The sequence below is a fragment of the Bacillus sp. FJAT-29814 genome (assembly GCF_001510715.1).
GTDB lineage: Bacteria > Bacillota > Bacilli > Bacillales > Cytobacillaceae > Neobacillus.
This window is the reverse complement of record NZ_LMTJ01000008.1, coordinates 286,696-304,735: the sequence shown is the minus strand read 5'-3', so window position 1 is coordinate 304,735 and position 18,040 is coordinate 286,696. Positions and strand designations below refer to the sequence as shown.

General features: G+C 41.7%; 17 protein-coding genes. 3 read left to right on the top strand and 14 right to left on the bottom strand.

Annotated elements, in window-relative coordinates; translation table 11 throughout:
- Positions 1-19: 19 nt before the first annotated feature.
- The 5 genes from AR334_RS21715 to AR334_RS21695 form a co-directional block, all read right to left on the bottom strand.
- A complete protein-coding gene (locus tag AR334_RS21715; RefSeq protein WP_066317637.1) occupies positions 20-658 on the bottom strand; it encodes a hypothetical protein in 639 nt (212 codons plus the stop codon).
- Between the two features lie 15 nt (positions 659-673).
- Entirely contained in the window at positions 674-1,414 is a 741-nt protein-coding gene (locus tag AR334_RS21710; protein WP_066317634.1) for a hypothetical protein, read from the bottom strand.
- A gap of 132 nt (positions 1,415-1,546) precedes the next feature.
- Positions 1,547-4,150 (bottom strand): bifunctional acetaldehyde-CoA/alcohol dehydrogenase, encoded by a 2,604-nt coding sequence (adhE, locus tag AR334_RS21705; protein ID WP_066317631.1) that lies wholly within the window; start codon positions 4,148-4,150, stop codon positions 1,547-1,549.
- A gap of 232 nt (positions 4,151-4,382) precedes the next feature.
- On the bottom strand, positions 4,383-7,145 hold the full coding sequence (gene ppc, locus AR334_RS21700; RefSeq protein ID WP_066317628.1) for a phosphoenolpyruvate carboxylase: 2,763 nt from the start codon (positions 7,143-7,145) through the stop codon (positions 4,383-4,385).
- A gap of 134 nt (positions 7,146-7,279) precedes the next feature.
- Entirely contained in the window at positions 7,280-7,732 is a 453-nt protein-coding gene (locus tag AR334_RS21695; RefSeq protein ID WP_066317625.1) for a CoxG family protein, read from the bottom strand.
- A 247-nt stretch (positions 7,733-7,979) separates the two neighbouring features.
- Between AR334_RS21695 and AR334_RS21690 the strand changes: the two genes are divergently transcribed.
- On the top strand, positions 7,980-8,618 hold the full coding sequence (locus AR334_RS21690; RefSeq protein ID WP_066317614.1) for a YitT family protein: 639 nt from the start codon (positions 7,980-7,982) through the stop codon (positions 8,616-8,618).
- Positions 8,619-8,651: 33 nt separating this feature from the next.
- Here AR334_RS21690 and AR334_RS21685 read toward each other — a convergent pair whose 3' ends face one another.
- From AR334_RS21685 to AR334_RS21665, 5 genes are all read right to left on the bottom strand, one after another.
- Positions 8,652-9,260 (bottom strand): hypothetical protein, encoded by a 609-nt coding sequence (locus tag AR334_RS21685; RefSeq protein WP_216638037.1) that lies wholly within the window; start codon positions 9,258-9,260, stop codon positions 8,652-8,654.
- Between the two features lie 220 nt (positions 9,261-9,480).
- Positions 9,481-10,263, bottom strand: coding sequence for a nucleotidyltransferase domain-containing protein (locus AR334_RS21680; RefSeq protein WP_066317612.1), 783 nt, complete (start codon positions 10,261-10,263; stop codon positions 9,481-9,483).
- 160 nt (positions 10,264-10,423) lie between these two features.
- Entirely contained in the window at positions 10,424-10,618 is a 195-nt protein-coding gene (locus AR334_RS21675) for an IDEAL domain-containing protein (RefSeq protein ID WP_066317609.1), read from the bottom strand.
- 160 nt (positions 10,619-10,778) lie between these two features.
- On the bottom strand, positions 10,779-11,624 hold the full coding sequence (locus tag AR334_RS21670) for an ABC transporter permease subunit (RefSeq protein WP_066317606.1): 846 nt from the start codon (positions 11,622-11,624) through the stop codon (positions 10,779-10,781).
- The gene (locus tag AR334_RS21665) at positions 11,617-12,534 is read right to left on the bottom strand and encodes an ABC transporter ATP-binding protein (RefSeq protein ID WP_066317604.1); all 918 of its coding nucleotides are present in this window, start codon (positions 12,532-12,534) and stop codon (positions 11,617-11,619) included. The genes AR334_RS21670 and AR334_RS21665 overlap by 8 nt, the downstream gene beginning before the upstream one ends.
- Positions 12,535-12,753: 219 nt before the next feature.
- Here AR334_RS21665 and AR334_RS21660 point away from each other — a divergent pair, with 219 nt between their 5' ends.
- The gene (locus tag AR334_RS21660) at positions 12,754-13,596 is read left to right on the top strand and encodes an alpha/beta fold hydrolase (protein WP_066317603.1); all 843 of its coding nucleotides are present in this window, start codon (positions 12,754-12,756) and stop codon (positions 13,594-13,596) included.
- A 57-nt stretch (positions 13,597-13,653) separates the two neighbouring features.
- Here the strand turns inward: AR334_RS21660 and AR334_RS21655 are convergent, their stop codons facing one another.
- From AR334_RS21655 to AR334_RS21640, 4 genes are all read right to left on the bottom strand, one after another.
- Positions 13,654-14,532, bottom strand: coding sequence for a processed acidic surface protein (locus tag AR334_RS21655; RefSeq protein WP_066317602.1), 879 nt, complete (start codon positions 14,530-14,532; stop codon positions 13,654-13,656).
- Between the two features lie 143 nt (positions 14,533-14,675).
- Complete coding sequence (locus tag AR334_RS21650) at positions 14,676-15,275, bottom strand: response regulator transcription factor (RefSeq protein ID WP_066317601.1); 600 nt, start codon at positions 15,273-15,275, stop codon at positions 14,676-14,678.
- Entirely contained in the window at positions 15,268-16,416 is a 1,149-nt protein-coding gene (locus AR334_RS21645; protein ID WP_066317592.1) for a sensor histidine kinase, read from the bottom strand. Before AR334_RS21645 ends, AR334_RS21650 begins: the two co-directional genes overlap by 8 nt.
- 106 nt (positions 16,417-16,522) lie before the next feature.
- Positions 16,523-17,065, bottom strand: a complete 543-nt coding sequence (locus tag AR334_RS21640) for a hypothetical protein (RefSeq protein ID WP_066317586.1) — start codon at positions 17,063-17,065, stop codon at positions 16,523-16,525.
- A gap of 194 nt (positions 17,066-17,259) precedes the next feature.
- Between AR334_RS21640 and AR334_RS21635 the strand changes: the two genes are divergently transcribed.
- Positions 17,260-18,039, top strand: coding sequence for an alpha/beta fold hydrolase (locus tag AR334_RS21635; protein ID WP_066317583.1), 780 nt, complete (start codon positions 17,260-17,262; stop codon positions 18,037-18,039).
- Position 18,040 lies beyond the last annotated feature (1 nt).

Below are 18,040 nucleotides of genomic sequence, written 5' to 3'. Positions count from 1 at the left end.
TCATATCCCCCTCTCATCATTAATTAGAAGCGCCAGGCAGAACTAACTCTTTTTCCTTTTTTGTTTTCTTCACTTTCTCTTTCTCATTATCTTTCTCTTTGCCCAGCATTTCCTTAAAATCGGCTAATTCTTGTTTGATGCCCTCCAATTGGGCTAGCTCTTTCCTCATATCTTGAAGATTCACTTGCATAATTTTCAGTTCAAGCATACCTTGGCGCAATTCATGGAAATCAGCACCTATTTTTTTGGTTTCTTCCAATTCGGCCCTGGTTTGATGTAATTCAGACTTCATCTGATTGACAGTATCGGCCACCTGTTGCAGAAAATATAAATTTTCTTTGCTCCATTCCGCTAAACCGTCCTGTAAACCCCATATCAACTCTTCTAAACTATCAATTTTTTCTTCAGCCTGGATTGACCGCTTTGCTGCATTAGCGACATCCTTCTTTGTGGGAATATTCATAACGGCCGCGATAAGCTCCTGGTTTCTTCTTAATCGCTCGACATATCTTGAATGCAGGTCAAGTCCCATGTTGGCTGTGCGGACAAATTCTTTGTTATCGGTCATCTTAAATAACAGGCCCATTATTTGCTTTTCCCATATTTCCCCTATCAGTTTATACCCCATTAGCGGGTCAAATGGTTTCTCATTACTCATATTGAACACCCCCAGTTATGATTTTGTAAGCTCCTCTGATTTTTCCAAATATTTATTAAGTGGGAACACCAACGTTTTAATTTGTCTGGAAACCAGATTGACTAATCCTTTCTGATTTTCATAGATCAGATTTCCTGCCTGTTTCACCGTTTTTATATATTGTTGTCTGAATTTTTTCCTAATGGCGATGTATTGTCCAATCATCTCATAATATTTCTCCGCTGCCTGGTGATTCGTTATAGCCGCGCAAGGAGTTTTCAGAATAGACAATGTTCTCTTTTGAATTTGGTCAATTTGCTGATTAATTTCTTCGTATGATTTAATCGGGAAAAAATGGCCCAGACTAGTAGTCGACATTAGAAATTCTTCCCGAGCAGTCCGTTCCCATTCGGCAAATTCCTTACTGAACTTCTCGGCTGCTGCTTTGATATTTTCCCGATTCCGTTCCATGCTTTCCGTAAAAAGCTTCGCCTCGGTTAAAAATACTTCGTCACGGAAATTCGCCCGTTTCGCCCATTCGTCCAATTCCCCAAAAGCAAGACGCCATAGCAGATCAAGGCTTGAAAGCTGTTCTTGATTGATCTCTTCAACCTGCTTTTCATGCTCATCCACGTTTTCCTCATTTGCCCGGACTTCGGGTGCTTCTTCCGATTTCCCTGCATCCGCTGTTACTGTCAGTTCTTGTTCCGGTGCCTGCTCAAATAAATCCTGTTCATTTCTATTTGTCTGTTCTCCATGTTCTTTTTTCTCGGCCATGATTATCTCTCCTTTTGAAGAGTTTTCTAAATTATATCAAATTTTAAAAATCTCCGATGAAACTTTAGCCAAATTTTGACACTACTTTATTGACTGTTCACAGAATTTTCGATATTTAACTTTAGGCATATCTTATAATCCCTTATATGCTTGACGATAGATTTCCGCAAGGTCACTTACCAGCGGCATTTTTGGATTGGCAATTGTATCCTGATCATCAAAGGCTCGCTCAGCAAGTTCATTTAGTTTAGTTTCAAAATCTTCTTTGTTAATTCCGTAGTCTTTAATGGACAGCGGCATCTCCAATTCCTTTACTAGTTTAATTACCGCTCCGATTAAACTTTCTATCCCCTCTTCTACAGTACTTGCCGGCAATCCAAGAGCTCTGGCAATTTCTGCGTACCGCTCATCGGCAATAAAGTGCTCATATTTAGGGAACGTCATTAATTTATTCGGCTTCATCGCGTTAAAGCGGATGACATATGGGAGCATAATGGCGTTAGCCCGTCCATGAGGGATATGAAACTGTGCTCCAAGCACGTGGGCAAGGCTGTGGTTAATACCAAGAAAGGCATTTCCAAAAGCCATTCCGGCGATTGTAGCAGCATTATGCATTTTTTCTCGGGCAATCTCATCGCCGCCATCCCGGTATGCCCTTGGCAAATACTCAAATACAAGCTGGATTGCCTTTATCGCCAATCCATCGGTATAATCATTTGCCAAAACTGAAACATAGGCTTCAATCGCATGTGTTAAAACATCCATTCCAGTATCAGCTGTTACATGTTTTGGCACAGTCATGACAAACTGGGGATCGATGATTGCCACGTCAGGTGTCAACTGTGCATCAACCAACGGATATTTAATATTAGCCTTTTTATCCGATATGACAGACGCAGATGTGACCTCTGAACCCGTACCAGAAGTAGTCGGTATCGCAATGAAATTTGCTTTCGTGCGAAGTGTCGGAAACTTTACTACTCTTTTGCCCGGGTCAAAGAATTTCTGGGTCAGGCTCTTGAAATCTGCATCAGGATGTTCGTAGAACAACCACATTGCTTTAGCCGCGTCCATGACCGAACCGCCCCCAAGAGCAATAATGAAGTCTGGCTTGAATTTCCTCATTCTTTCTGCCCCGGCCATGACTGTATCGATACTTGGTTCTTGATCAATTTCCCAAAACACATCACAAAGAACTTGGTTTGGATTCTTTCTTAAGTAATACTGCACCTTTTCGACATAGCCATTTGTAAGAGAGCTGCCGCTGGTAACAATAAACGCTCTAGAAATGCCCGGAATGGCTGCAAGCATTTGAATCGAATTTTTCTCAAAAAATATTTGCGATGGTACCTTAAACCATTGAGTCATTGTTCTTCTTTTCGGCACCCTTTTGATATTCAATAGGTTTGCTGCCCCAACATTCTGTGACACTGAGTTCCCTCCATATGTTCCGCATCCGATGGTAAGAGACGGTAAAGAAGTATTATAGACATCGCCCATTGCCCCGTGTGTTGTCGGCGAATTGACAAGAATTCTTCCTGCTTTCATTCTTAGCGAAAATGCATCAATCGCATCCTGGTCTATCGTATGGATGGCAGCCGAATGGCCCAGCCCTCCATATTCAAGCGTCTGTTCACAAATTAGTAGACCTTCTGCGAAACTATTAACCTTGTAACAAGCAAGAATCGGGCTTAATTTTTCACACGACAGAGGGTACTTCGGCCCCACTCCTTCAATTTCAGCTATTAGGATTTTTGTATTGATAGGAACATTGACACCGGCCATTTTTGCAATCATATACGCCGGCAGGCCGACTATCATTGGATTCAGAGCGGCTTGTTTAGGATCAATGACAACTTGTTCCACCAATACCCGTTCTTCTTCATTCAAGAAATAACAATTATTTTCTATGAATTCCTTTCTTACCTCGTCATATATCTCTTGATCGATGACAAGGGCTTGTTCGGAGGCGCAAATCATCCCGTTATCGAATGTTTTCGACAGGATGATATCATTGACAGCTCGTTTAATGTTTGCTGTTTTTTCAATATAAGATGGCACGTTGCCAGCACCGACACCGAGAGCGGGCTTGCCGGAGCTATATGCGGCTTTAACAAGGTTTGGCCCGCCCGTTGCCAGAATAAGAGCAACCTTCGGATGTTTCATTAATGCTTGAAACGCCTCGTGGGAAGGTGTTTCAATCCACTGGATGCAGTTCTCAGGAGCACCGGCCTTAACAGCCGCCTCCCGCATTATTTGGGCTGCAATACTGCAGCATTTCTGCGCGTAGCGGGGAAAGGCAAAGATAATCGGATTACGGGTTTTTAATGAAATTAGAGATTTAAAAATAACCGTAGATGTCGGATTGGTGATCGGGATGACACCAGCAATTACGCCAACAGGCTCTGCCATCTCAACCATGCCCTCATGATCGTTTTCATTAATAACCCCAACCGATTTCATATCCCTGATGTTGTTATAAATCATCTCTGTAGCAAACATATTTTTAAATACCTTATCCTCATAAACACCCCGCTGGGTCTCTTTTACGGCCAGCTTGGCGAGGTACCGGTGATTTTCAAGAGCTGCAAGCGCCATCTGTTTGACAATCTCGTCTACCATTTCTTGGGTATAGCAGCGGAATTCGTTTAGCGCTTTTGCTCCGTTATTGGCCAAAACATCAACCATTTCCACTACTTGATGCTTCTCTTGCATCACTTTTTCTTTCACAGCCATTTAAATCATCCTTCCAGGTTTTTTAGAATTTGCAAGTAATGCTTAAGTTTTGCCTTCGTTCTCCCGCTTCTGGGAAAAATATATCACGGGCGATTTTCGAACTTTGTCGAATCGTGCGTAAAAATGAATGAATACCCATTCATTTTCCAAATGTTCACAAAAAATTCGAAATTTAGTCTGCACGAAAAAAAGCCATAAACACATGTTATAGTGTTTATGGCTTTTGGACTTATCAGCCTGTATTTCTAAGACCCGCAGAGATCCCACTGATGGTTAATAATACTTCCGTTAATAATTCGTCGCTTGGCTCGTCCTGATTTCGCAGCTGTCTAATCAGCTCGACCTGTAGGAAATTCAGTGGATCCACATAAGGGTTCCGCCTAAATACAGATTCCTTAATATTTGGCGTATGGTCAAGCAGTTCGTTATCCTCGGTTATTTTCAGGAGGATGGCTTTTGTTCGCTCATATTCCTCGACAATTTTTGTAAAAATTCTTTCAGCCATACCTTGGTCGTCTACGAGGGATAGATACTCCTTTGCAGTTGCAATATCGGCTTTCATTAATGCCATCTGCAAATTATCAATGGTCGACTGGAAAAATGGCCACTTGTCATACATTTCGCGAAGTAGAGGCAAATTCTTTTCCCCTTTGGCTGCAAATGTTTCGAGACCGGTTCCAGAAGCATACCATCCAGGAAGCAGCTGACGGCTCTGTGTCCAGGCGAATACCCAGGGAATGGCTCTTAAATCCTCAAATCGCCCTTTATTTTTGCGGCTCATCGGTCTGGAGCCAATGTTTAGTTCGCCCAGTTCCCTCAAAGGGGTAGCCTGATGAAAGTAGCTGAGAAAGTCTGGGTCTTCAAAGACAAGGGACTGGTATTTGGCAAGGGCGGCATCAGAAATTTCCTCAATCGCCGTTTCCCATTCCTTGTCCCGGATTTGACCCTGTTCCGACACCTTCGACACCCTTGTCGAAGCTAGCAGAAGTGTGGATGTTGCTTGTTCCAAGCTCCGATAGGCAATATCCTCCAGGAGATAGCGTGAGGATAGCACTTCCCCCTGCTCAGTAATTTTCACTCCATCGCCAATCGTTTCTGCCGGCTGGGACAGTATGCTTTTATTCAACGGGCCGCCCCCTCGACCTAAAGAACCTCCGCGGCCATGGAAGAATTTCAAGCGAATAGAAAAGCGCTTAGCCATGTCATGTATCTCAATCTGGGCTTTGTACAGCTTCCAGTTTGCCGTTAATGTCCCGCCGTCTTTACTGCCATCCGAATAGCCCAGCATAATTTCTTGCTGATCGTCAAGTGCCCTTAGATGCTGGCGGTATACCGGCATATTGAAAAGTGTTTCCATAATTTTCGGGCCGGATGTTAAATCATCAATCGTTTCAAGAAGCGGAGCCACATTTAAATAGCTCTCCAATTTCCCATCGGCGTGGAGACGGTATAGACCGGCCTCTTTTGCAAAAACAAGCACCTCCAGCAAATCGCTCGGGGATTTTGTCATACTGACGAGATACACACTAATTGACCGTTTGCCGAACTCTTCATGGGCTTTTTTAATCATTTGAAACACTTTGATCATTTCCTGTGTTTCCGCTGAATAATCTTCATGCAGCAATAACAGCGGCCGAGGGTCACGAAGAATATTTTGCAGGATATTTACCCTCTCGGTTTCAGTCAGTTCGGCGTAATTCTCCGTGATTCCGACCTTTTTCAGGATTTCGGTCATTGCCGCCTCGTGCTCCCCGCTATGATTGCGAATATCGAGTGTTGCCAAGTGAAAGCCGAATAATTGAACCTGGCGGATCAGCTTTTGAATAATTTTCAATTCATGTTTAACTGGATGATGTTTTTTAAGACTTCTGGTGATCATTTCAAGGTCACCCAATAATTCTTCTGCGGTCCGATATCCCGAATCTGATTTTCCAACCTGTTTTACCCGTTCAATCATGATAGCAAATGCCCGGCGGTATACCTCATTTCGGTTCGGCCATCTTTTGTCTTCCGTTAAAATCAGGGCTTCATATTCATCAAGAAAGGCAAGCAGTTCCTCACTGACCTTCACTCGTGTTGTTGAATGGCTGTAACGTTTCATCAAATCGACTAATACATTAGTATATTTTTTCAAGACAAGTCGTCGCTGGCGCTTAAGTGTATCCCATGTTAAATCATGGGTTACATTTGGGTTGCCATCACGGTCCCCCCCGATCCAAGACCCAAACCTTAGGAAATTGGGAACCTCCCATGAACGATTATGATAATTTTTTTCCAGGCAGTCAGCCAACTCCTGATGAATATCTGGCAATACCTCAAAAAGCGTTTGGTCAAAATAATAAAGTCCGTTCCGCACTTCATCCATCACCGTTGGCTTATGGTAGCGCAATTCATCTGTCTGCCAGAGAATCGCCACCTCATTGAACAGGCTCTCCTCCAGTTTTCCTCGTTCCCTTTGTGAGAGCAATGGCTGGTCAAGACTCTTCAAAATCCCGGCAATTCGCTGTTGGATTTCAAGAATCGATCGTTTTGTCGCCTCAGTGGGATGGGCAGTAATCACCAGTTCAAGAGACATGGAATTTAAAACATTTTGGATGGTATCTTCATAGATATCGTTTTCTTTTAGCGATAAAACCGCACTATCGATTGAACCTGGCTGAACAATCGAGTCATCCTGAAGAAGGTATTCCCTCCGTCTGCGGATTCGGTGATTTTGCTCTGCGGCATTGATTAAATGGAAATACATTGAAAATGCCCTGATTACTTGTTTTCGCATCGGGACGCTCAGGCTGGCTATTTCCTGCTTTAATTCGGAATAGATTTCATGATCAAAATGGGTCCGAAGCGATTTGGTCATATGACGGATTTTTTCCACTGTATCAAAAAGTTCGTCCCCGCCATGGTTTTTAAGAATTTCACCTAACATATTTCCGAGTAATTTTACATCGCGACGCAATGGAAGACTGCTGTTATTGGTTCTCAAATCGGCTGCCATGCTCTCACCTTCCCTTGATTTTTTAAGTACTACTATAACATATCTCACGAAGTTGTTTAATCATTTATTTCATTTCTTTGTTAAAAAATTATAGCTGCGCCCCCGCACAGGGGCGCAGCTATGTTGACCTTTTGTCATTTGTTTCCCACAAGCTCCTCTAGCTTCAAAGAAATCGCGTTGGCCATTTCTTTTACTGATTCGGGAAGCTGTGTTTCTAGTTTAGAATTCAGTGGCGCTGCCATTTTCCCATGAACATTGACGTTAAGGAAACCAGTCAATCTTGTTTTGTTTGTATTTAAGGGCTTTGCCTCAAAAAAGCCTTCTCCGGAATATCTTTCGCTTTTTCCCGTTAGAGTAAAACAAACTTTAGTGGGCTCGCTCCACTCGACTATATCAATAAATAAACTAATTTTCTTTTTTAAGATGCCGATGTCGGTCTTAAACTCCCATGAGGATTGGCTCTCGGATAACTTTTCATGTTGGATATAGTTCGGCACGAGCGGCGCCCAATTGTCCATATCCTTCACAAACCCCCAGATCACATCAATGGGTACGTCCAGCTCTACTTGGTGTATTCCGCTTGGCATAGCTTCCCTCTTTCCTTTTCATAGTAAAAGACCCTCAAGGCTGTGAAGGTCTTTTGTAAAAGGTATATGATGAAAAGCAAGTTTGTAGAAGAATCGATTTTGATTCCCTCTTGTAAATTTTTACCTCAGACTTTTGATGGAGGAATGATACATATATTTAACCATTGTTTTTTCCATATTCGTATTTTAAGATAGGAGAATGGATTCAATACTCTGAAAGTTCAGCAGTCTCTTGGGGGTAACTAGTTTGAAAATATTTCGCTACTGTTTATTTTTTGCCGGATTAACGTTGTTTGGCTTGGGCAATGCCATTGCGGTAAACGTGAAATTCCTCGGGCTCCATCCGTGGGAAGTGCTGAATGTTGCCCTATTTCAGCATTTTGGTCTAACCATCGGAACCTGGGGTGTAGTTTGCGGACTTGTATTAATTATCATTTCCTTTTTTACTGCCCGGAAATATATCAATATCGGTACTTTTTTAAATGCGATCAGCATTGGGCCAATCATGGACTTTTTCCTGTGGCTCGACATCCTGCCTAAAGCGACCAACACATGGGTGGATTACATCATTCTCCTTTCCGGTATTGTAGTTACGGGGATTGGCGGCGGAATGTATGTAGCTGCAGGAATTGGTGCAGGGCCACGCGATGGCTTCATGCTTTCGATTTCAGACCGAACGAGATTGTCCGTCAGCCAAGCTCGGATGATCGTTGAAAGCTTGGTGCTTGTTGTTGGATTTTTATTAGGAGGGCCAGTGTTTATCGCCACTTTTGTGTACACATTTATCCAAAGTCCTGTTTTCCAGCGTTCTTTAACAATAATTAAAAATTTGGTGGAAACTTTGGAGAAAAAACATACTCAAACAAGGGAAGGAATTTATTTATAACTAAGAAACTCGCCATCTAGGCGAGTTTCTTAGTTATATAGCTTTCATTCTTTCTAGTATAACTTTCGTGTAAATTCTTCTCGGCATAGACTGCGGCTTTTCCTGAATTGTTTGCTTCCCACATACATAGGATGATAATTTTCCTTCGTAGAGCAATTCCAGTGAGGGTGATTCCTTAATATCATATGGTGTAATTAGCGATAGCGGCTTTTGTTCCGAAATAGGGACCCCCGATTCCTGTAATAATGCCGCGACAAAATGCGAGCAAAAGAAGGCGTTCTTTCGATTGTACTCCCTGTTCAGCATGACTGCGAACAAACCGATAAAGTTATATTTGTAAGCATGTTTATTTTCTTCCATCTTTTGAATTTTATCTTTGAGCTGAAGGAATTGTTGTTCCGTTAACGTGCAACAAAAGATGGCACAATCTGCATCGCGAAATAAACCGCTTCGAATATTTTCCTGGACAAACCCTCCAAAAAACGGATTACGCGGTTTTTTTCTGCCAAAGCTATAGACTTGGCTGAAATGATCGTCCAGGACAATTGATGCATGATTTAGTGGCTTTTTTGTATATAATTTTATTAATCTTGTTAAAATCGATCGAGTATCGGTAAGTAGTATATATACCTTCCTAGTCACGACGGCTCCCCCTATTTCCATCTTCCTTTAAGTAAAGCTTATATTTTTTCCTGCCACTATCAAACAATCCCGGGAACGAAATTACTCTAAGTCTCAAGTCTGATATATCAATCAGTTGTATATCTAATGTAATGTAGTATATTAATTTCGCTGTCAAACTGCCATTTTCCTTTTTATATAAAAAGCCACTATATTAAATAGTGACTCGCGAATTGCCTTTTCAATAAATTTTTATCCCCCATATTTCGGTTAACGTATCTCGGAATAGTTCATCCAAGAGTGGAGTGAGGTCCTGTCTTTCAACCGAGAGGGTCTTGGTATAGTTTTCAATGCGGGTGATTTCCTGTTCCAAGAAGTCATTGATCACCGTGATTTTGGGCTCGAGATTTAGTTCGTCTCCTTTCATTTTCCGTTCCAACAAGGTAAGAATTTCCTGCTTTAGCTGCCCTTCCTCAAAGAGATCCTCCACTAATTCACGAAACTCAATAGGCGGAAACGAGTTATGTTTTTCGATCCAGTTACACGCGAGAATCGGACGCAAGACATAAAAGTATTTTTTAATTTTTACATATTGGGCCTGCAGGTAATCACGATAGTTCCCTTTTGCCATATTTAAATAATGATACAATGCGGATTGGGGCAAAAATACTTTATTTTGGATTGTCGACATTTTGTCGGTCAATGAATAGGCTTGGTAATACACAATACCGGATTGCAGCCATTCCATCAACGGCGGATTAGACTTTTTAAACAACCTGAGCGCCTTCCGCAATTCCCAGCCGTTTATATCTAGCAAATCGTTAATCGGTAGCTCAATAACATCCCGTTTTTGCTCAATTGATAAATACCACTCCGGCCTATGTACATAAATAAAGCGGACATCATAGTCGCTGTCCTTCGAGTGAAATCCCCACGCCCTGCTCCCGGACTCGACCGCTAAGCAAATTTTCACCTCATACTCCGTCTCTATTCGTTTTAGCTCTTCCAAAATTTTTTCTCTCATTTAATCACTCCTAATAAAACGTAACAATATTTAATCAATAATAATGGAAATTATTGAAGAACACCAAGAGCATTAACAGCAAAAGGTTTCCTGAAGGCCAAGAAGCCCCATCCGTTATGGATAGGGCTTCTAATACCAATGACCGTCAGTTGATAATGAATTAGCTGATCTTCTTGAGCTGCTCTGTTAATTTGAGGAACAGTTCCTTGTTCCTATCTAGTAATGTTTGGTCGATTTCCTCGCGGATTTTCTCCCTTTTAAATTCAAGAAGGGCATTGTTCAAGAACATCTCAGCAATAACAGAATCAGTGTTTTCATCCGAATGTTGTGGTGAATTTAGTAATTTTCTCTCCATGGAAATCAACTCCTTAAGCTTTTTATTATTATACGATTAGTTTTCTAAAAATTCAAACACTTTATTCTGGAAATATTAAAAAAATTTTGCGAATAAAAAAAGGGTGTCAGGCACCACTCGTGGACATTTGTCCTTATGTGGTGGACACCCATTTCTTACATCAGTGAATCTGGCTTTCAAATAAGGCGTTTCGTTGATTGAATTTAGTGATGAGTTTTAACAGGATCGCGTTACCGATTAAGAATCCGGCGCCAATCAGCAGCAAAACTAATGGGCTTAAGAAGAAAAATCCGCTTGCCTGGCTGACGATGATGCCGACAACTGGCAATACCATCAGACCGCCGAACTGCTGGGCTTCCTGAAAGGATTTCACTCTTGCCGAAACCAATACATTCAGGACTATGTTGAACAATACAAGAGTCGGAATTACCCAAAACATTAATATCAGCCAGTTGGCATTGATAAATAGTACTTCTTTAAAATATGGGTAGGCAATGATATTCACAATCACCGCATTAAGCACAAAGGCAGCAAAGGTAATCACTACAGATGGGACGAGTGAAGCAATCACCTTGCCGACAAATAATTCCGCAACCGAAATTGGCGCAAACAACAATGTTTCCAATGTGTTCCTTTCTTTTTCTCCGGCAAAGCTGTTAGACGAAGTGACCATCGAATTGATGATTGCCACTATCAAGAAAAACGGGATCATCATAAAGTTCAAAAAATAATAAACAGATTTCAAACTGAGCGTCGGCAATGCCACCAGTGTATCCCTCATATCAGAGTTAGGAAAGCTTTCGATAAAAGCATTTATTGGTTTCTCCAAATCCTTCGCCCCATCCGCAATCATGATTCCGGTATGAAGACCGAAGTATGAAAAGACGGCGGGGAATATAATGCACAGTAATAATGGCAAAATAATCATGGGCACCCACACCCTTTTGGATGAGAACGTCGCTTTTAAGTCCTTCCTGGCTATGGCGGAGATAATCTGCTTATTCATGGCTCTCACCTCGTATTTTAAAGTAAAGGGCTTCCAGACTTCTGTTGGTGATTTCGCAGGAATGAACCCACGATTCATTTAAAATCCCCTGAAGCAGCCTAGTAATCTCCTCTTTTGCAGCCAATGTGAACTCAAGCTGTGTGGGACTTACCCTTATGTATGGATACCCCAGAAAATTCCTCGAATCAGCAGGCTGCAGGCCTGTTTCAACCATCAGCTTAATTTCAGACAAATATTTGTCCTCCAGCTCACTCCTGGTCCCCTTTTCGATAATGTGTCCTCCATTCAAAAACAGGAACGAATCGCAAATCGTTTCAAGCTGGTGAAGCACATGAGAACAAATGACAATGGTTACCTTTTCTTCTTCATTCACCTGTTTTAAATAATGGATTACATCATTGATACCCTCAGGGTCTAAGCCGTTCGTTGGTTCATCCAGAAATAGAAGCCGCGGCTTATGCAGCAATGCCTTAGCTAAAGTAATCCGCTTTTTCATCCCGGTAGAAAACGTCCCGACCAATTGGTCCTTTTTATCAAGCATTTCAAATTGTTGGAGCAACTGCCGAATTCGCTTTGGGTCATATGCATTATAAACCCTGGAAAAAAACACGAGGTTGTCCCATGCACTCATATCATGGTAGAGTGCGGCACTTTCCGTCACAATTCCCGCCCTTTTTCTAATTTCATCGCCATGGGTTTTTGGATCATAATCCATGACCTTCATCTTGCCGCTTGTGGCGTCAATCACCCCGTTAAGGAGCCTTATCATGGTTGTCTTGCCTGCCCCATTCGGACCGAGCAGACCATTTATGCTCCCCTCGCGAATTGTAAATGACACATCCCGTAAAATTTGCCGTCCGGCGAACTCCTTTTCTACACCTAACGCCTCTACAATATCCAACCCCACCATTATTCCCCCCAACTTTATCTCTTTAGGCAGATTTTCGCCAATATTCCCCATTTTAGTTTAATATTATCAGATTTCTTGGAAATTCAGCATAATTTTTCAAAAAATTTTTAATTGCATCAAGAAAAGGTCATTTCGTAACCTATTATTTGCGGTTGTATTGTCCAAGTTTTGGGGAACAATAATTTCATCTATTTACTTGCTTATTAGGAGGAAGGATTAATGGCTGATGTACTCGCTGAATATAAGGCGGTAAATAACATTGATGTTTATTATGAATTTTATCCTAATCAAACAGCAGACAAAACCTTCGTCCTGCTGCATGGATTTCTTTCATCCACCTTTACTTTTCGTCATTTAATCTCATTGCTAAAAAAGGAATACCAGGTTTTGTCTGTTGACCTGCCCCCATTTGGGAAAAGTGCAAAATGCAGCCGTTATGTGTATTCCTATAAGAACTTGGCCCAAACCGTCATTGAACTAATCGAGACCCTTGGGTTAAGCAACATTATTTTTGTCGGGCATTCGATGGGAGGGCAAATTGTCTTAAATATTCTTAACCTGCGTCAAGAGCTCGCGGATAAGGCAATTCTGCTCTGTAGTTCGGCTTATCTGAAGCGTGCTACGCTGCCGTTGATTTTGACAAGCTATCTTCCCTATTTTCACCGGTTTGTAAAATACTACTTTGCCAGAACAGGTGTGGAAAAAAATCTCCAAGCAGCATTATATAATCACTCGATTATTAATGATGAAATGATCCGCGGCTACCTTCAGCCGTTCTTGCAGGATGAAATCTTTGTCGCGCTTACCAGGATGATTCGTGACCGCGAGGGTGATCTGCCAGCTGATGTTCTTAAAAAAATTGAAACACCGTGCCTGTTGATTTGGGGGGATCATGATAAATCAGTTCCGCTCCAGATTGGTGAAAAATTGAAAAATGACTTGGTCAACTCTGAACTTGTTATTTTAAAAGAAACTGGCCATGCCCTTCCCGAAGAGCGGCCGAATGAGGTCTTCCAATATATAAAAGGTTTCTTGGGGAAATTTCAAACGGTGACGAATTAATTATCCCCAACCTCTTTTCTCGTTGAAAAACCACCAAGCTTCCTTGGTGGTTTAAAATTACTTATACCTAAAATCAGCTTTCTTTTCCTTTTCATCATGCAAATGGTCGATATACTCGTTTGAAATTTCTCCAAGATGGATCATATTCTCACCTTGGTCTACCAGATCTCCAGATTTGAAAAACCATTTTGGAACGATAAAATCGATCAACGGTGCTCCTGCCTTGCTAGTAACCTCTACATTTAGGTTATTTGGCGCCTCTTTCAACTTCATTAGGTCTCTTAATGAAATATCTTGGTTGTTTACTTTGAACTTAACCTGGATTTCATAAAGATCAATCGTTTCTGTTAAAATCTCTTCTAGCTCATCTCGATCTTCCTCGCTTAATTCGGAAGTATCGTCAATTTCCAGAAATTTTTCAATTCTGGAATCGAATAAGCCCATTTGATCCAACTGAAATTTGTTCTTTTCTTCGACCTGGGCTAGGTATTCAAAAAAACGTTCAGATTCATCCTCCGTAATCCCGATTTCGTTCAATTCCTTTTCAATATCTGCCATGTATTCATCGTGGTTTACATAAAAATCCAAAGCCGTTTCCAAATCTTCGATGAATTTATATTCGGCAAGGGAATCGCCAAAATGATCCAACAGGTTTTTTACATCCTGTTGAGTCATATTGTATTTCGTTAGCAGCTCCTGTAAATTTTCTGCGGTGATCGGCGTCCCCAAAAACTCTCTCAGTTCATCGATTGAAGCAAATTCATCCAAGGGAAATTCATAAAAATCAAGATATTCCTGCAGTTCCTGCTTAGTCCAGCCTATTTCCCGCAGGTATTGGGTCAGTTCCTGCTCCGGCGGGGCTGCGAACGCCAATGGGACATTGACGAGAAGCATGGCAGATATTAATAAAAGCCCCGATGCTTTCTTTAAACCCATTCATTTCCCTCCCTTTGAATTTGGTTCATTCATAATGTTCCCACCAATAAAAAGTTAAGGAATGAAAATAACTGCCTATTTTGGGAACAAAAAAAGGATGCTCTAAAATCTTGAGCATCCTAATGTATCCGGCGGGGAGCATCCTATTTAAACCAGCCTTTTTCTTTTGACTGGGTAATTGCTTCAATGCGGTTTTTAACCTCCAGTTTATCGAGGATGATGGATATATAGTTCCGAACCGTGCCCGTTTTAATGCGGAGCTCCTCGGCGATTTCCTTCGTGTTTTTACCGTCTGCCACCAGCTCAAGCACTTCCCGTTCCCTGTCTGTCAGCGGATTCTCCTCCGCATATACATCATCCATCAGTTCCGGTGCATAGATGCGCCTGCCTGCCATAACACTCCTGATTGAGCCTGCCAGTTCCTCACTTGGACTGTCCTTTAACAAATAACCGCTCACGCCTGCCTTTAAGGCCCGTTGAAAGTAACCGGAACGGGCAAATGTGGTTAAAATAATCACCTTGCAGTCTGAGCCCTTTAGCTCTTCAGCTGCCTCGAGTCCGCTTTTTCCTGGCATCTCGATGTCCATAATGCAGACATCAGGTTTCAGGCTTCTTACAAGGGCAACAGCTTCTTCCCCATTCGCTGCCTTGCCGACCACTTCCATATCATCTTCCAAATTTAGCAAGGAACCAAATGCACCTAGGAGCATTTTTTGATCCTCGGCAATAACAATCTTAATCATTTCCAATCCCTCTTTCCTGTCGAGGTGTTAATACGTTCGGCACTTTAATGATTAATTTCGTTCCATTCTTGGTATCCAAGTCCAAACTTCCATTTATAAATTCAAGCCGTTCTTTAATACCGACTAATCCATGGCCCCCTGCCAGGCGCCCGGGCGTTCCCTTAAAAACACCATCATCCTTTATTGCCAGAAGAATCTCCCCGTTTGTTTGCCCAATGGATATAAGACATGATTTCGCACCGCTATGTTTAACTACATTATTGACCGCTTCCTTTAGACACATGCTTAAAATATTTTCAGTAAACGGCGAGACATTTGCCGTTGCCGTTGAAAATTCTCCCTCGCACACCAAGCTAATTTGGGCCGCTCTAAGCATTTCTTTTACCCGCTCGATTTCATCCTTCAAGCGGATTCCCCGCATTGAGGAGACCATTTTTCTTACCTCGCTTAAAGCCGTGCGCGCAGTTTGCTGGACATCCTTAAGCTCACTCCGGGCCTGCTCGGGGTCTTTAGTAATTAACCTTCTGGCTAAATCGGATTTTAAGCCGATGAGGGAAAGCTTCTGCCCTAGTGTATCATGAAGGTCACGGGCAATCCGCTGCCGCTCCTCAATTTTCACCAGTTCGGCAATCCGTTTGTTGGCATCTTCCAGTTTCTCCTCAAGCTGGCCCCGTTCTTTCCGATTATGAATGCTAAATGGGAGCAAAATAACACTGACCCAAGTAATCACAACAAACGGCAATTGCTGCAGAAATAATCTCTCATGCATGACAATGCTATAGTTAATCGAAATGGTGGTACTTAATAAATGAATAAAATACAGGGTGAAAAAGGCAATCCGGTCTTTTATATTACCGAGAAAGTAAGCAAGGAAAAACGCAAAATAAACATAGCTGAACAGGCTTGTCGCCGTAATCGATATCCCGATCAAGATCAGAGTCCAGAAGTATACAAGCCAGCCTTTTGAAATAAAGGCAATTCGATAAAGGATAAAAAACGTTAGCGTAAGTAAAATTCCCACCACAATCTGAGCGGTACTCGGAGCCTGAAAGATAAAATAAAACGGCAAGATACAAAGAATTGTCCAAATGTAGGGGGCAATCCCATTATTTTTTTGGAATGTCAAATATCTTTTAATCATGTTTGGGACCTCTTTTTTCACTTTAATCCTTACCCTATATCATATCTAAAATTCACCTAAAAGAAAAACCCCAAAGCCCTGATGGACAATGGAGTTTTTTCATAAATTATTTTACTAAAACTTTAAAGCTGTCTTCAACACGATTTACCAACTTTTGGTTGTTTTCTCTTGCCAGCTTTACATATTCGTCAGTAACCTGCTGCCATCCTTGGCGACGCTCTCTAGAAACTTTAATATAATTCTCGCTGCCCTCGATAAAATTGTTTTCCAAACGGGCAATTAAATCTAGTCCTGCGGCAATTGGAGCTGCAGCCAACTGCTCAATACGCTCAGAAACCTCACCCAACTGCTCCTTAACTTCTGGGCTGACAACCTGTTTTGCCTCTCCATTTTTACTGAGTCTGCCGGAAACACCCTTCACCAATTCACTATTTGTCTTTCTATAGGTTTGAAAAAGGTTGCCCAGTGAAAATCTGAATTCCTGATTGAATTTCACCACTTCTTTAACGGCATCCAGATAAGCTTCCTCCCTTTGTTCACGAAGCTGTCTTGCACGTTCTACCGATTGCTCGTATTGATTCCAAAGCGTATCTACGAATTGGTTTTTCCGAACTTCTGCATGTCCATCTTGCTTTGATGATGCACCCATTTTTATTCCTCCTTAAAATTACATGTAGATATGATGTAGTTAATCGATGCTAGTCTATATATGTAATTTACACCTATATGTAATAATTTGTCAACCTCCATTATATAATAAAATAATCAGAATATTTTTATATGTTTATACAGTGTAAATGTTGGGAAGAAAAGGTATTAAAAAATCACTGGGAGGAATGAAATTTGAATCAGGTATTCAAATGCTGTTATGAAATTCCTTATTTGCGACTTGGAGCCGGTGAACCTTTAGTGTTAATTCATGGACTTGGAGAAGTAAAAGAGGGCTGGTCGAACCAGTTTGAATTAGCCGATCAGTATGACCTGATTATCCCTGATTTACGCGGACATGGTGATTATCATTCACCCGGCGAAATCACGATTAAAAACTTTGCCCATGATGTCATTACCCTGTTAAAAGGACTCGGAATTGAAAGCGCCCACATTTGCGGACTTTCCATGGGAGGCATGGTCGCTCAGGAAATTTATCGCCAGGCCCCGAAATTGTGCCGCTCCTTGTTGCTGGTAAGTACGTTTCATTATGCCCCCAAGCACCTTGGAAAGCTATTCCTGGCTTATCGTAAAGCCCGTGCAGCCAATAAGGCTCCGGAGTTAATAAAAGAAACAGCCGCAAAGGTTTGCCTTTATTCCTGGTCGGAAGAAAACTTTAAAAAGTTTTATCAATTTTACCGGCCAAATCAGAAATATTATTTTCAATCGATGGAAGCATGCCTGAAAGTCAATAATTTGGCACTTCTTCCTACGATTACAGTGCCAACCCTGATTATTGGCGGCCAATATGATTCGGTCACCCCTGTTTGGGTCCAATTTTTAATGCATAAACTCATCCGCCATTCCGAGTTTGTCATCTTCAGAAATACAGGACATGTTGCCAAGCTTGAGGCCAAGGATGCCTTCAATAAAGTGCTTAGAGATTTTTTAGATAAGCACCAAACGGCAAGTTAAG

What these genes read in the sequence shown, in the direction of transcription:
- AR334_RS21675 (WP_066317609.1), bottom strand. Translation starts at nt 10,618, where the DNA reads ATGGAGAGAAAATTACTAAATTCACCACAACATTCGGATGAAAACACT.
- AR334_RS21680 (WP_066317612.1), bottom strand. Translation starts at nt 10,263, where the DNA reads ATGAGAGAAAAAATTTTGGAAGAGCTAAAACGAATAGAGACGGAGTAT.
- adhE (WP_066317631.1), bottom strand. Translation starts at nt 4,150, where the DNA reads ATGGCTGTGAAAGAAAAAGTGATGCAAGAGAAGCATCAAGTAGTGGAA.
- AR334_RS21665 (WP_066317604.1), bottom strand. Translation starts at nt 12,534, where the DNA reads ATGGTGGGGTTGGATATTGTAGAGGCGTTAGGTGTAGAAAAGGAGTTC.
- ppc (WP_066317628.1), bottom strand. Translation starts at nt 7,145, where the DNA reads ATGGCAGCCGATTTGAGAACCAATAACAGCAGTCTTCCATTGCGTCGC.
- AR334_RS21655 (WP_066317602.1), bottom strand. Translation starts at nt 14,532, where the DNA reads ATGGGTTTAAAGAAAGCATCGGGGCTTTTATTAATATCTGCCATGCTT.
- AR334_RS21640 (WP_066317586.1), bottom strand. Translation starts at nt 17,065, where the DNA reads ATGGGTGCATCATCAAAGCAAGATGGACATGCAGAAGTTCGGAAAAAC.
- AR334_RS21650 (WP_066317601.1), bottom strand. Translation starts at nt 15,275, where the DNA reads ATGATTAAGATTGTTATTGCCGAGGATCAAAAAATGCTCCTAGGTGCA.
- AR334_RS21645 (WP_066317592.1), bottom strand. Translation starts at nt 16,416, where the DNA reads ATGATTAAAAGATATTTGACATTCCAAAAAAATAATGGGATTGCCCCC.
- AR334_RS21695 (WP_066317625.1), bottom strand. Translation starts at nt 7,732, where the DNA reads ATGCCAAGCGGAATACACCAAGTAGAGCTGGACGTACCCATTGATGTG.
- AR334_RS21670 (WP_066317606.1), bottom strand. Translation starts at nt 11,624, where the DNA reads ATGAATAAGCAGATTATCTCCGCCATAGCCAGGAAGGACTTAAAAGCG.
- AR334_RS21710 (WP_066317634.1), bottom strand. Translation starts at nt 1,414, where the DNA reads ATGGCCGAGAAAAAAGAACATGGAGAACAGACAAATAGAAATGAACAG.
- AR334_RS21660 (WP_066317603.1), top strand. Translation starts at nt 12,754, where the DNA reads ATGGCTGATGTACTCGCTGAATATAAGGCGGTAAATAACATTGATGTT.
- AR334_RS21715 (WP_066317637.1), bottom strand. Translation starts at nt 658, where the DNA reads ATGAGTAATGAGAAACCATTTGACCCGCTAATGGGGTATAAACTGATA.